The 14,099-nt window shown below is 60.7% G+C and carries 12 protein-coding genes and 2 pseudogenes; 3 read left to right on the plus strand and 11 right to left on the minus strand.

Annotated elements, in window-relative coordinates; genetic code table 11:
- Positions 1–23: 23 nt before the first annotated feature.
- The 3 genes and pseudogenes from gstA to HWQ56_RS11810 form a co-directional block, all read right to left on the minus strand.
- Positions 24–635: a glutathione transferase GstA gene (gene gstA, locus HWQ56_RS11800; RefSeq protein ID WP_176570592.1), complete on the minus strand. Its 612-nt coding sequence runs from the start codon at positions 633–635 to the stop codon at positions 24–26.
- A 152-nt stretch (positions 636–787) separates the two neighbouring features.
- Positions 788–1,713 (minus strand): annotated as a pseudogene (locus HWQ56_RS11805) (LysR family transcriptional regulator).
- 160 nt (positions 1,714–1,873) lie between these two features.
- Complete coding sequence (locus tag HWQ56_RS11810) at positions 1,874–2,368, minus strand: GNAT family N-acetyltransferase (RefSeq protein WP_176570593.1); 495 nt, start codon at positions 2,366–2,368, stop codon at positions 1,874–1,876.
- Positions 2,369–2,603: 235 nt separating this feature from the next.
- Between HWQ56_RS11810 and HWQ56_RS11815 the strand changes: the two genes are divergently transcribed.
- The gene (locus HWQ56_RS11815; RefSeq protein WP_176570594.1) at positions 2,604–3,164 is read left to right on the plus strand and encodes a DUF924 family protein; all 561 of its coding nucleotides are present in this window, start codon (positions 2,604–2,606) and stop codon (positions 3,162–3,164) included.
- 152 nt (positions 3,165–3,316) lie between these two features.
- Here HWQ56_RS11815 and HWQ56_RS11820 read toward each other — a convergent pair whose 3' ends face one another.
- From HWQ56_RS11820 to HWQ56_RS11840, 5 genes are all read right to left on the minus strand, one after another.
- Positions 3,317–3,706 (minus strand): Rid family hydrolase, encoded by a 390-nt coding sequence (locus HWQ56_RS11820; protein WP_158155354.1) that lies wholly within the window; start codon positions 3,704–3,706, stop codon positions 3,317–3,319.
- An 8-nt stretch (positions 3,707–3,714) separates the two neighbouring features.
- Positions 3,715–4,989, minus strand: a complete 1,275-nt coding sequence (locus HWQ56_RS11825; RefSeq protein ID WP_245217843.1) for an MFS transporter — start codon at positions 4,987–4,989, stop codon at positions 3,715–3,717.
- A 166-nt stretch (positions 4,990–5,155) separates the two neighbouring features.
- Positions 5,156–5,869, minus strand: a complete 714-nt coding sequence (locus HWQ56_RS11830; RefSeq protein ID WP_158155350.1) for an SDR family NAD(P)-dependent oxidoreductase — start codon at positions 5,867–5,869, stop codon at positions 5,156–5,158.
- A 14-nt stretch (positions 5,870–5,883) separates the two neighbouring features.
- Positions 5,884–7,173 (minus strand): flavin-containing monooxygenase, encoded by a 1,290-nt coding sequence (locus HWQ56_RS11835; protein ID WP_176570596.1) that lies wholly within the window; start codon positions 7,171–7,173, stop codon positions 5,884–5,886.
- 125 nt (positions 7,174–7,298) lie between these two features.
- Entirely contained in the window at positions 7,299–8,225 is a 927-nt protein-coding gene (locus HWQ56_RS11840) for a LysR family transcriptional regulator (RefSeq protein ID WP_176570597.1), read from the minus strand.
- A 138-nt stretch (positions 8,226–8,363) separates the two neighbouring features.
- Between HWQ56_RS11840 and HWQ56_RS11845 the strand changes: the two are divergent.
- Positions 8,364–9,959 (plus strand): annotated as a pseudogene (locus tag HWQ56_RS11845) (Hsp70 family protein); the annotation flags it as partial.
- A gap of 6 nt (positions 9,960–9,965) precedes the next feature.
- The gene (locus HWQ56_RS11850; protein WP_176570598.1) at positions 9,966–11,363 is read left to right on the plus strand and encodes a J domain-containing protein; all 1,398 of its coding nucleotides are present in this window, start codon (positions 9,966–9,968) and stop codon (positions 11,361–11,363) included.
- Positions 11,364–11,503: 140 nt separating this feature from the next.
- On the opposite strand, the gene HWQ56_RS11855 is transcribed toward HWQ56_RS11850, so the two are convergent.
- Genes HWQ56_RS11855 through HWQ56_RS11865 form a run of 3 tightly spaced genes read right to left on the minus strand, consistent with a single transcriptional unit; the run spans position 11,504 to position 14,054 of the window.
- Positions 11,504–12,088 (minus strand): isochorismatase family protein, encoded by a 585-nt coding sequence (locus HWQ56_RS11855; protein WP_176570599.1) that lies wholly within the window; start codon positions 12,086–12,088, stop codon positions 11,504–11,506.
- Positions 12,089–12,139: 51 nt separating this feature from the next.
- Positions 12,140–12,979, minus strand: coding sequence for a pirin family protein (locus tag HWQ56_RS11860; protein ID WP_176570600.1), 840 nt, complete (start codon positions 12,977–12,979; stop codon positions 12,140–12,142).
- A gap of 10 nt (positions 12,980–12,989) precedes the next feature.
- On the minus strand, positions 12,990–14,054 hold the full coding sequence (locus HWQ56_RS11865; RefSeq protein WP_176570601.1) for an alkene reductase: 1,065 nt from the start codon (positions 14,052–14,054) through the stop codon (positions 12,990–12,992).
- Positions 14,055–14,099: the final 45 nt, after the last annotated feature.

The following is a 14,099-nucleotide window of genomic DNA, read 5'->3' on the forward strand; positions in this document are numbered from 1 at the left end:
AGATCAATGGCTCATGAGCCTTATCAGATAGGCTGTGTTGCTTCTTCTGCGGCAATGGCCGCCCGCACGCTGGGGCGAGCATCGACCCGCCCCATGAACGATGCCAATTGTGGCCAGCCCTTGATATCGATACCGAAGAAAGGGAGCCACTTGAGTACGGCGAACAGGTAGGCGTCGGCCAGGCCGAAGTCACCCAGCAGGTATTCTTTGTTCACCAACCCTTTGTTCAGATAGTCCAGGCGCTTGAACAATTTCTGCCGGAAAATTTCCTGGGTTGGCTCAGACAGATCGGTATTGAACAACGGGGCACTGCCACTATGGATTTCCGCCGAGATGAAGTTCAGGAGTTCCTGCAGACGGGTGCGCTCCCAGGTCCCATTAGCCGGTGCCAGGGAGTTTCCCGGAACCTGATCGGCCAGATACTGGACAATTGCCGGTCCTTCGGTGAGCACCTGACCGTTGTCCAGCACCAAAGCGGCAACGTAGCCCTTGGGGTTTATGTCGCGCAAGTCCTGTCCGTCGGCCGTCGCCTTGGTCTTGTTGTTGACTCGGATAAGTTCGAACGGCAGGCCGAGTTCGCGCAATACGATATGCGGCGAGAGCGAGCACGTCATGGGGGCGAAATAAAGTTTCATGGTGGCTCCTGATAGCGGGCAACGATCACTCGAAGCTGTTGCCGTTTCCTGTCTGAGACGGCTGTGAAATGTGTTCTCGATAGGGTGCTGCGTTGTCACCGACTGGTAAAGTTACAATTTCTGCCGTGCATCATTAGGTGAGCTTATGGTGTTCATTCGACCGTTGCCGAAGTACGGCGAACCGTCATCGGAATGTCGCTGTGCATCACTGACTTGCGAATATCATTCAGAAAGGCCTGCGCAGCGGGTGTGCGTTCCCCGGCGGGGGAGCACACCAGGCCGAACTCGCGGTAAATCGGTGTGCTCAGTTCGAAGACCCACATGCCTCGGCGGTCAGCGGGTAGTGCCGAGGCGGGCACGATTGAAATTCCCATGCCTTCACGGATCAACGCGAATGCCGTGGCCCAGTCGCGCACTGTAATCCTGACGTCGGTGAGCCTGAGTCCTTCACGTTCAACCAGCGACTGGCCATGGAGGTGGCAGCCCCCTGTAGCCAGGATGAACGGTTCCTCCACCAGATCCTTGAGGGCGATGGTGCTGGACGAGGACTTTCGGGCCAGCTCATGCTGCGCCGGCACGGCGACTACCCAGCAGTCCCGTCCAAGTAGTAGTGCGCCGCGGGACGCAGCGGGATTCATCACTACCCCCAGGTCGACACTGCTGTTGGCCAACCACCGCTCGACTTCTTCATCGGTTCCCTCAAGCGAGACAATTTCTATACCCGGGTGCAACCGGCTGAAACCTTGCAATAGCGGCGGCAGTAGGTTGGCGAACACCGAAGGAAAGCTGGCGAGTTTGATTCGCCCAGATGGCAACCCCGAGACACATCCACCAGGTTTTGGATTGATTCCAATTCGCCCAGCATGCGGCGTGCGCGCTCGATAATCTGCTGGCCGATGGCCGTTACGGTGGTCTGGCGGCGGTCACGCACGAACACTTTTACACCCAGGGCCTCCTCCATCTGCGTAAGCGCCTGGCTAGCCCCCGACTGGGTGATGCCATAGCGCTCGGCAGCGCGGGAGACATTTCCGGCGTCAGCCACGGCGACCAGTAGGCGCCAGTGCATCAAGTTCATCATCCCGGCTGTTCCCCTCATGTTCGACTTGTAGAGACCTGGATTTTACGCGGCGCTTTTTCCCCGCCAGGTCTACAGTTAAGGCGTAGTGTCTAGATAGCGGGGCCGGAGCCGCGCCCGGCTCGTGCGAACGTGTTCACACAGCCTCATCCCCAAGCGCTGATTACCCAATGATGGCCTTGGCCATTTCCGACGTCGCCACCCAGCCTGTCTGCTCATAGACAGGCCTCCCGGCCTCGGTGGCATGTAGCACGGCGAAGCTGATTCCCCGTCTGGCAAACTCGGCCTCAGCGATGTGCATCAAGGCCGAAGCCAAGCCTCGGCGGCGGTATGCCGGTTCCACAAAAACATTGAGCACGTAACCCCGCTGATCCATGGTGGGGTGCGATGGATGCGGCGGCCAGTCGATGCTCATGAGGCCAATGGCGGCAACTGGCTGATCCCCATCGCAGAGTGCAAATCCGTAGTACCGACCGTCGTCCAGTCGCGCCTTCAGCCACGGGCGGAAGTGTTCCGTCATGACGCCCAGCGTGTCAGGATCGCCGCCCGCTTCAAGAAACATCGTTTGACGGTGCAAGCCGATCATAGCCGCGTCATCGGGTCCAAGCGGTCGGCATTGCAGCCCGGAAAGTTCGATACGTCCTTGTGGTTCGTTCATCACTGTCTCGTCGATGGGGGGCGAAGAGGAACAGGCTATGGCATTGGCTCGCGCTGTGGCAATCCTTCGGATTGGCAGACGGATATGATCGAAACAGTGGGCGTGGCGGTCTGATTCGAATACAGCGCCCCATCGAGCTTGTCCGCGATAGACTTGAGGGCGGGTAGCACTGAGCGATCGAGCCACCGCGTCCCGAAGGCAACTACCCGACATCATCCTCCGGAGGTTAAAGACGTTGACTACTTATGACACCCATCAGCCTCAGACCCCGCAGGGCGTGATTGCTTTCTGGAAACAGGCAGGCCCTCGCAAGTGGTTCAAGAAGGACAGTGCCTTCGACCAGGCGTTTCGACAGGCTTTTTTCGAATTGCACTTCAACGCCGCCGCACGTGAACTGGAACACTGGATGGAGACAGCCGAAGGCGCGCTGGCATTGCTGATTTTGCTCGATCAATTTCCACGGAATGCGTTTCGCGGGACCGCGCACATGTTTGCGACGGACCCGCTGGCCTGCTTCTATGCACGGCGGATGGTCGAGTGCGCGATGGACAAGCAGATCGATACACCGCTACGGATGTTTTGCTATTTGCCGTTTGAGCATTCCGAGAACCCGCAGGACCAGGCGCTGTCGGTGCAGCTCAATCGTGAACTTGACCCCAAGGAGTTCAAATGGGCTCAGGAACATGCGCAAATCATCGCAAGGTTTGGCCGTTTTCCCCATCGCAATGCGTTGCTCGGCAGGGTAACGACGGATGAAGAAAATGCGTTTCTGCAGGGCGGGGGATTTTCTGGTTAGTGGCCGCAAAGGGGCAGGGCTGCCAGGGAGGGTCAGGAGGTGACGGTAATTTTCACATCGTGGGTTTTTACTTATGCTTCGTATCCCCCCCATAGGTGGCCGCCATGAAAAGCCGCGACAGGGGTCGCGGCCTCTGTGGTGCAATGCCGTGGTCAGTCGGCGACGATGGCGTACGTCTCGATTTCGACTTTCTGCCATGGGCGCAGCATGGAATCGACCTGGATCAGGCTGCTGGCTGGGCGGATCCCGTCAAATACTTCGCTGTGGGCCTTGGCCACCTGGGCGGCATCGTTGATGTCACGCAGGTAGACTACGGTGCGCACCACGTCTTCCACGCTCATGCCGGCCTCGGCCAGCACGTTGCGCACGGTGGCCAGGATAGCCTGGGCCTGTTCGCCGGCATTGCTGTGTTCATGGTCGGGCGAGGCACAGGTACCGGAAATGTGCAGGTGGTTGCCGACGCGCACGGCGCGCGAGTAGCCGAACACCGATTCGTACTGGCCGCCCGAGGAGATGGTTTGACGCGAGATTGGATTAGTCATCGTGAGTCTCATTGTGGGAGAGGTTTGCCGGTGGAGTCCTGCACGAACAGGATGGAAATCAGACCGACCACAGCGCCAACGATCAGGTACCAGGCAGGTATCATCTGATTGCCCGTTGCGTTGATCAGCCAGGTGTTGATCAGTGGCGCGGTGCCGCCAAACAGCGAAACGGCGATGTTGTAGCTGATGGCCAGGGCGCTGAAGCGCACCCGGGAGCCGAATAGCGACGTCAGTGTGGCCGGCATGGCGCCTTCGAAAAACAGTTGCGCCAGGGTCAAGGTCAGCACGGCGGCCAGCAGCAAAGGCAGCGACTGGCTATGGAGCAGCATGAAGCAGGGGATGGTCAGCACGATCAGCAGGGCGCAGCCGGTGATAATCATGACCTTGCGGCCGATGCGGTCTGCCAGCAGACCGGATACCGGAATCAGCACCAGCATGAACAGCGTGGCGGTCATGCCCAGGCTGAGGCTGAAGCTGTTGCTGTAGCCCAGTACGTTTTCCAGGTAGCCGGGGATGTACCCCAGAATGATGTAGTAAGTCACGTTGAACACCGTGACCAGGCCCATGCACTTGAGCAGTTGCGGCCACTCGTTCAACAGCAGGGCGAACAGGCCGGTCTTGGCACCGGGGCTGGCTTTCTGCGCGGCTTCGTTTTCCTGCATTTGCTGGAAAACCGGCGTTTCTTCCAGGCTGAGGCGCAGGTACAGGGCGATCATGCCTAACAGGCCGCCGACGGCGAAGGGCACGCGCCATCCCCAGTCAGCCATGGTGGCTTCGCCCAATACCAGGGTGAACAGGGTGACCACCGCGCCACCGAGCAGGAACCCGGAGATGTTGCCGAACTCCAGCCAACTGGTTAAGAAACTGCGGCGTTTGTCCGGAGCGTGCTCGGCGATGAACGTACAGGACCCACCGTACTCGCCGCCCGTCGACAGGCCTTGCAGCAAGCGCATCAGGATCAGCACTATCGGGGCGCACACGCCGATGCTGGCGTAACTGGGTATCAGCGCAATGGCGAAGGTGGCCACCGCCATCAACGAGATGCTCAGTGACAGCGCCATGCGTCGCCCGTACTTGTCGCCGATGGGGCCGAACACAAGACTGCCCAGGGGGCGAATCAGGAAACCGGCGGCGAAGGTTGCATAGATCGCCAGCAGTTGCGTGGTGGGGTTGCCGTTGTGGAAAAAGGTCTTGCCGATGATGCCGGCCAGTGACGAGTACAGCGCGAAGTCGAACCATTCGACCATGTTGCCCAGGGTCACGCCGACCACAGCTCTGGTCATCGCTTTGCGCGAGGTCGATTCCTGAGCGCGCGGGGTGGACATGTCGTGCGAGGTTGAGGAAACGTAGAGTTCGCCCATGATCTTGCCCTCTGGAATAATTGTAATGAGGCAGCAGTCAGGAGGAAGGGCAGGCCCACGTCTTGGTGCGTGGGGCCTGCGATTGGGTTTAACGCATGAATACTCCGCCAGCGATGCACAGCGACTCGCCGGTGACATAAGACGGCTTGGCGCTGAGCTGCCAGACCCAGTCGGCGACTTCGTCAACGCGGGCGGCGCGCTTGAGTGGAATCGACGCAATGGCCGCTTCGATACGGCCACCGGCACGGGTGCCTTCGGTGTCGACCCAGCCCGGCGCCAGGGCATTGACCACGATGTTGTGGTCGGCCAGTTCAATTGCCAGCGAGCGGGTCATGGATACCACGGCGGCTTTCGAGGCGCTGTACAACAGTTGGTTCTTCGACACCGTGAAGGCATCGACTGAGGCGAAGAACACGATGGCGCCGCCACCGGCCGCTTTCAGGTGGCGCGTGCCGATCCGGGCGATGTTCAGCGAGCCCAGTACATTGATGTCGAAGATCTTGCGGTACAGGGCGTCGCTGTAGCTTTCCAGCGACGAGGTTGGAAAAATCCCGGCCGCATTGATGACGGCTTTCAATGGCGCCCTGCCGTCCAGGGCGGCGTCGATGGCGCTGGTGAGCTCTGCTTCGCGGGTGATGTCACCCACGACCGGTGAGAACTGAGCGCTGGGTGCCTGGGTGCTGGGGGCGACATCGACGGCCACCACGTGCCAGCCTTCGGCCTGGAAACGTTGAGCGACAGCCCGGCCCATGCCGGAGGACGTGCCGGTGATGATGACGCTGGCGGTAGGAGCGATAGTCATGATGAGTAATCCGGTCAGGCCAGTTGGGCGATAGGGGCAGCGGGTTGCAGGGACAGTTCCATGACATCCAGTTGATTCTGGGTGTCTTTGTAGTTCGCCAGCCACTCGCGCTTGATGATGTCGATACGCGCGTCCGCCGGTTGCAACTTAGCGAACTTGGCGGCCAGGCCTTTCATGCCGGCGGCGCGCAGTTTCAGGAAGCGCATCACCAGCTTGGTCTGGTCGCAGTACACCGGCCATTGCGGGCCACGGGGGGCGCCCAGGCCGATATAGAACAGCCCTTCAACGTTGGTCGGCAGGGTCATGGCGGCGGTGCGCAGTGGGGCGCCGTCGCGCCATTGCAGCAAGTTCTCGTCCATGAACGGCAGGCGCGTATTGAAACCGGTCGCCCAGACGATGGTGTCGTAGTCTTCCTGGGTGCCGTCGCTGAAGGTGACGGTCTTGCCTTCGATATGCTCGATGCCCGGGGCCACCTTGATGCGGCCGTGCTGAATCCAGTACAGCAGCAGGGTGTTGACCACCGGCGGCTGTTTATCCAGGTCATAGCTTTCTGGGGCGGGCAGGCCAGGGTAGTGGGTGTGCGAGCCAACGGTGGCCATGATCAGCATGTTCATGACCATGTTCTGCTGTTCGGGCGGCAGTTGGCCAAGGAACGGCAGCTCGCCACGGGGCACGCCGAAGATGGTCTTGGGCTGGAACAGCTGGCCGCGGCGGATCACGATGGTAGTGTCCAGCCGCGCTTGGGCGGCATCCACGGCCAGGTCGCAACCGGAGTTGCCGAAGCCCACCACCAGGACCTTGCCTTCAACCTGTTTGACGTTGCGGTATTCACCCGAGTGAATGGACACGCCGGTGAAGCCTTTGCCCACCTCGGGGATCTTGCAGTCCCACAGGTGGCCGTTGGCAACCAGCACCCCGGCGTAGCGCTTGCTGGTGCCGTCGGCCAGGGTCACCTGCCAGCCGGCTTCGCCGTTATCGCCCAAGGGCACCATGGTGCGCACTTCGGTGTTGAAAGTGATCCTTTCGCGCAGGCCGAAGGTGTCGGTGTAGGCGTTCATGTACGCCTTGACCTGATCGCGGCTGGGGTAAACCGGGTAGTCTGCGGGCATCGGAAAACCGTCGAAGCACGAGCTGCTTTTCGGAGTGATCAGGTGCAGTGCGTCGTAGTCGGTATTCCAGTGACCGCCGATGTTCGCCGATTTCTCGTAACAGTCCACCTGGAAGCCGGCGTCGGTCATGGTCTTCAGCGCTGCCAAGCCTGCGGCCCCCGCGCCAATGATGCAGTACTGCAATTGAGTGGACATGGTTGACTCCCCATTCATCGAACGTTGCAAGCGCCGGTTGGCGGCGTCCTTGGGGTCAGTATCCAACTGCGCTGCATATGAATGAACGGGCAAACCAATGTGCTTCGTATAGGCCTAGCCTATACCTAGTGGGACTCAAGGTGCGCATACAGCGCCTGGATGCGGCTAAGGTGGCTGCGCATCAGATTCATCAGCACCCGCGTGGGTGGTGAGATGGGCGTGTCATGACGGTGAATGAAACCGAACACCTCAAAGATGGGCGGGTTGATCGGCACCCAGCCCAGGCGGTCATTGAAGCCCAGCTGATGCAGGATCGGCCGGGTCGCGATGACATCCCCTAGCCCCCGTGCCGCGAGTTCGAAGCCGGTGACCTGGTGCTCCACCTCTATGACGGGGTCCAGCACCGCGCCGCCCTTGGCGGCCATCTGCGCGAGCAGGCGGCGGATAGGGTCGGCGGTTTTCCAGCGTGCTTCGGTCAGGATCAGGGGCGCGGTGGCCAGGTCGCTGATGGTTTTCGGGCCTAGCAGATGATCGGGGTTGGCGCTGATATAGCCTACTTGCGCCGACCAGACCGGTTCGCTCACCGCCAGGTTCTGCTGCTTGATAGGCAGCATTACCAAGCCTGCCTCGATTTCGCCGTTGCTGACCAGCTCGGCGATCTCGGACGAGTTGTAGCCCACGATCTTGATGCGCATGTCGGGGTGCTGAGTGCGGAATTGCTCGATCAGGTCGGTCAGGAAGTAGTGGTGGGCGGTGCCGAACGTACCGAAACTGGCCACCCCGCCACTAAGCTCGCGCACTGCTTGCACGGCCTCGTAGCCTTGGCGGGCGGCGGTTACCATGCCCTGCGCGAATGGCTGCAGGCGCCGCCCTGCCTCGGTGAGCACCAGGCGCCGATTGGTGCGGATGAACACGTGCGTGCCCAGGTGTTCCTCCAGGCGCAGGATCTGCTCGGACAGTGAGGGTTGGGCGATGTGCAGGCTTTCGGCGGCCTTGGAAAAGGTCCCGTGCTCGATGGCCGCCAGAAAGTAGGTCAATTGCTGCAATGTCATGGGTAGGGTCAACCGTTCTCTGCTCGCAAGGGGGGCTCAGCGCTGCCGTGCATCATGACCTAAATTGGCGGGGAGGGGCGATATCGCACTCCGCCCTGCAGCGTGATAGTCGGCCCGCGGCTACGAGCGCTTTCTTTTCTCACTCCCAGCGTCGTCGGCCTCGATGACCAAGGCCAGTTGGTCGTCGGCACTATCGCTCGCGAGCGGCTGCACACCCACCCGCACCTCACCGCATCGCTGTTCAAGCGCTACATGGGCAGTGCTCGGGAAACCCAGCTGGGTACACGAGGGTACCGGGCGGAAGAGCTCTCGGCGATGCTGCTGCGCAGCCTCAAGGAGGACGCCGAGCGCGCCCTGGGCGAGCCGGTCCACGAAGCGGTGATCAGCGTACCGGCCTACTTCAGCGATGCCCAGCGCAAGGCCACGCGCACCGCCGGCGAACTGGCGGGGCTGAAGGTCGAAAAGCTGGTCAACGAACCTACCGCAGCCGCCCTGGCCTACGGCCTGCAACAGCGTAGCGAAGCGAACTTCCTGGTGTTCGACCTGGGCGGTGGGACCTTCGACGTGTCCATCCTGGAGCTGTTCGAAGGCGTCATGGAAATACGCGCCAGCGCCGGGGACAACTTCCTGGGCGGTGAAGACTTCGATGACTTGCTGGTGGCGTATTTCATTTCCCGGATTGGCAACGCCGACCTGCCGGACACGACCCAGCCCGCCATCGTCCAGCGCTTGCGGCGTGAAGCGCAGCGCGTGCGCCATGTTCTGGGGCAGGCACCGGTCGCCCGCTTCAGCCTGAGGGAGCAGGATCGCGAGTGGGGCCTGGAACTGAGCCAGGGTGAAATGGCGGAGATCGTGAAGCCTTTGCTGGAGCGCCTGCGTGCTCCGATCGAGCGAGCCATGCGCGATGCCCGGATCAAGGTCGGCGACCTGGACGAAATCCTTCTGGTGGGCGGCACCACACGTATGCCGCTGGTGCGCAAGCTGGTGGCCTCGCTGTTCGGCCGCATTCCATCGATGCAGCTCGATCCGGACCAGGTGGTGGCCCAGGGGGCTGCCATCCAGGCGGCGTTGCAGGCCCGCCATGCTTCACTCAAGGAAGTGGTACTGACCGACGTCTGCCCTTACACCTTGGGCATGGAGATCTCGGTAAAGCGGGGCGCCACTTTTCAGAACGGCTGCTACCTGCCGATCATCGAGCGCAACACGGTGGTTCCGGTGAGCCGAGTGCAAACTGTTTATACATTGCATGACGGCCAGAAAGTGCTCAACCTGAATATCTTCCAGGGCGAAAGCCGGCTGGTGCGTAACAACATTTTCCTCGGCGATCTGGAGATCACGGTACCGCCGCGCAAGGCGGGTGAGGTCAGCCTCGAGGTGCGCTTCACGTACGACAACAATGGTTTGCTCGAAGCTCAGGTGCACGTGCCGATCACCGGCGAAACCCATCAACTGCTGATCGAGAACAACCCGGGCGTACTGGCACCTGAAGAAATTGCCCAACGCCTGGCAGCACTGCAAGCCTTGAAAGTCCACCCCCGCGATCAGCAGGTCAACACGCTGCTGATAGCCCGGCTGGACCGGCTGTACCAGGAAAGCCTCGGCGAAAGCCGTACGCTCATCGCAGGGATGGCGAACCATTTCCAGCAGATACTCGATACCCAGGACGAACCTCTGATCCGCAAGACCCGCAGTGAGATCAGCCAGCGTCTTGCGCACTTCGATATCGAGGGTTGAGGGATCATGAGCCACTGGCAACTGCTCGAACTGACCCCGGGCGCTGATGAGCGCAGCATCAAGCGTGCCTATGCACGCTTGTTGAAAGTTCACCGCCCGGACGAAGACCCGGCAGCCTTCCAGCGCTTGCGAGAGGCCTATGAGGCCTCGCTAGCCGATGCCCGATGGCGAGCGCAGGATGATGAAGAAGAAGTCGCACTCGCGGTGGTCGAAGACCAGCCCGCTATCGAGACCGCCACACAGGTCGCGCCAATGGCGCGGGAGGAGCACGCGGCGCTGACACCCGCCGCCTGGGAGGAAATTCCACTCGCTGCCAGCCCCCCGGAACCCTCGTTGGCGGTGATGCAGCAATGGTTGGCCCAGGGCAAGGAGGCCGAGGTGCTCGACGCTCTGCGCCAATGGCTCGCCAGCGACTGGCTGCTGCGCTTCGAGCGGCGCCAGGAGTTCGAGCAGCACGTGCTGCAGTGGTTGGAATCGGCGCCGCAATGGTCACTGGCTTTTTTCGAGCGCGCCTGCCAAGTCATGGGCTGGAGCGAAGCCCAGGATGATTTGCCTTGCGAATACCGGCGCTGGGAGGGCTTGATCCAACGCTGCGAGCGGCAGGCGCTTCAGGAGCGTGTGAGTGCCGACCTGGCCGGCTACGACGATGACAAACGGCTAGGGCAGGTCGCGGCATTGCTGTTCAAGCCGCTCACTGACCGCCGCCGTCGTGAAATCGCCGACGGTTTTTCAGGCCATGATTGGCAGCGTTTTTCCGAATTGGCTGAATCCATCGAACACCAGAACCGCGATTTGCCCAAGCGCCTTGGGCTGCAGCCGCTGGACAACTGGCGGGACTGGTTGCCGGCCAGCAGTTTCAAGGGCCTGTACGGGTTCCTGTGGTTCGCGTTGGCGCTGCTGGTCGGGTATTCGCTGCTGGACCACCCGCAACGAGTCGATGGGCTGGCTGCCGCGCTGGCCGTCCTGATTTTCATTCCGGGTGCAATGTATCTGGGCAATACCGTCTACCGCTTCTGGTCGATGGTGGCGGTGTCGGCCGTGTCGTTGGATATCCGGCTGAGCCAGCTGCTGGTCCCGCCCCGTTGGTATCGGCGAGGTGCTGGACTCCTGCTGCTGCGGCAAATCGTGCCGGCCATTGTGCCTGCCATTTATGCCGCCGTATGGTCGCGCAGTGTGCCGGGTTTGCGCTGGCTCAGCCCGCTGCTGGTGTACCTGGGCACGTTGTATTTCACCCACGTGGCGCTGAGCGGCGGCAAGCCCTCGATCTGGAACCGGGCTGCACGGGCTACCAAGGGTCAGATGGCGCGCTTGCCTTGGCGCGGCCTGTGGCAGGGGGCTCTGATCTGCCTGGCGGGTTTGGCGATGGGGTTCTACCTGTATGTGCATTCCAGGCTCAAGGGTTAGTCCGGCGAGTGAGCAGTCGATGACGGTGACCTGTTCGTCTCAAGCCATCGTTTCACGGCAAAATGGCGACTCATTCGGCGCCTCTATTGCTAAGGGACCGGAGGCGCGGTATCTCTGCGCCTCGGGTCGTGAGCAGGGAATCAGTCGCCAAACGCTTCCATCAGCACCTGAACCAATTGACCGCCTTCTGGGGTCGCCCAACTGCCGGCCAACTCGGCGATCAACTGGTTGGTGGTGGTCAGCGTCACACCGGCTTTATCCATACGGCGCAGGGCGATGTCATCAGCCATTGCCGTAGGCGAAGCACCACCATCAGCTACGACCTGAACCTCGAAACCATCGCGTACCAGCGACAGCGCCGGGTATACCGTACAGACGTCGTTGGTCACGCCAGCGATGATGAGTTTTTTGCGACCTGTGGCTTCCACGGCGGCGGCAAAGTTTTCGTCGTCCATCGCATTGACGATGCCCAGACGCTTGATACGACCGGCGAATTCGGTCGGCAGGATCTCTTCCAGCTCGCTCAGCAGAGGTCCCTGTGCATACTCCTCCATGCTAGACGTCAGCACGACCGGCAGCTTGAGAATGCGTGCCGCTTTGGCGAGCATCAGCGCGTTGCGCTTGAGTTCTTCGAACGGCATGGACTTCGCCCAACCCATGGTGCCGACCTGGTGGTCGATCAGCAGGAGTGCAGCATTGTCGGCAGAAAATTTTTCGTACGTCATGGTCTTTCTCCTAGCGATTGTATGGGGTAGATCACCCCGGTTGGGGTTGCTTCAAGGGGCAGCTTGCAGATTTCCAAATGCACCGCGCTGATAACCGCTGACTGCCTTGGTCAATGCCTCTGCGGAAGCGAGCGCCAGTGACCCCTGCCAAAACACGGGTTGGTGCAAAGGAACGCCTGAAAACATGACGGCTTTGGCGTGGCCTTGGTTTGCCGTCAGGGTCACGATTCGATTCGCAGTTTGGGGCAGGGCTACAGCCGCTTCTGGCGTGGCCAGACCGAAGGGTTGGCCATCGACCAAAACCTCGCCATCAATGGGCATCACAAAGGCGACATGGCCATCGGGAACAGGGATCGCGACTTCACCGCCATCCTCCAGTGAGATGTCCAGAAGGCGTACTTCCGTCGGCATCACCAGTGGCGATACAGCACCCTCGAAACTTCCGAAGGGCACGCGGATCTTTGCTCCTGGTTTGTGAATGGAAGGCACATCCTGAGCTTCAAGACTCAACGCAAAGGGGGCCGCGTCCTGCTTTCGCTCCGGTAAATTGATGAATATCTGAAGCATGTGAACAGTCTTACCGGATTCTGCTGGAACCTCCTCATGCACGATGCCTTGGCCTGCTGCCGTCCAGTGCAGCCCACCCGGTTGGATAAGAGTGCGGTTACCCAAAGAGTCCCGGTTATCGATTCCTGTTTCCGAGTCCAGAAAAAGGTACGAGACCGCTGAAAAACCCGCATGGGGATGGGGTGGGAACGTCGGCCCGCTGATCCAGGCGTGATCAACACCCAAAAATGGATCGATGGGTCTCGCGTAATGGTCACCACGCAGGCTGAACGCCCTGAATTGGCTACCGTGGTTCATGCGCTGCAAACGTGCACTGGATGACATGACGGTCTCCTTATGCCCGTTCGGGCATGGCTGGATAGTCGATGTAGCCTTCAGCGCCAGGAGCGTAGAAAAGGTCTTTGTTCGGTACGTTCAACTCAGCACCGGCCAGGAAGCGTCGCGGCAAATCAGGGTTGGCCAGGAATGCGCCACCGAACACAGCCGCGTCAGCCTTGCCTTCTTCGATCAGGGACTGGGCGCTTTCTTTGGTCTGGCCACTGCCGATCAGGTAGCTGCCGTCGAACAGGGGACGCAGGGCTGCGTGGTAGTCGAACTGGGCACCAAACAGCGCCACGTGCAGGTAGGCGAGGTTCAGACCACGCAGTTGCGTGACCAGATAGGTGTAGGTTTCCTGCGGGTTGGCATCGACGATGTCGTTGAAGTTCATCTCCGGTGAGATCTTGATACCTACGCGGTTGCCACCGACTTCACTGACCATGGCAGCGAGTACCTCCAGGACGAAGCGTGTGCGGTTTTCGACCGAGCCACCGTATTGGTCATCGCGCTGGTTGCTCCCAGTGGACAGGAATTGCTCCGGCAGGTAACCGGAAGCTGCATGCAGCTCGACACCGTCGAAACCGGCTTCAATTGCCAGGTGGGCCGCGTTGCGGTATCCAGCGACAACATCGGCAATTTCCGAAACGGTCAGTGCGTGCGGGGTGACGAAATCTTGCAGGCCAGTTGCAGTATAGGTCTGCCCCGCTGCCCTGATCGCCGAAGGAGCTTGGGGCTGTGCGCCGTTCGGCAGGAGCGATGGATGGGACACACGTCCGCAGTGCATCAATTGCATGAAGATGCGACCGCCGCGCGCATGAACGGCGCTCGTGACTTTCTTCCAGGCGGCCACTTGGTCAGCGGTTTCGATACCAGGGGTGCGTACGTAGCCTTTGCCCATGGCAACCGGGAACACACCTTCGCTGATGATCAGGCCTGCGGAAGCACGCTGGGAGTAGTAAGTGGTGACGAGATCGGATGGTACGCCCGCGTCGTCAGAGCGCGAGCGAGTCATCGGCGCCATGACCATACGGTTGGAGAGGGTGTAACGACCTACTTTGACTTCGGAAAAAAGAGAATTCATTGCGGTGGTCCTCAGGGGTGATGGGGTCCATGATTAATCAATCCG

The organism is Pseudomonas eucalypticola, assembly GCF_013374995.1.
Lineage (GTDB): Bacteria > Pseudomonadota > Gammaproteobacteria > Pseudomonadales > Pseudomonadaceae > Aquipseudomonas > Aquipseudomonas eucalypticola.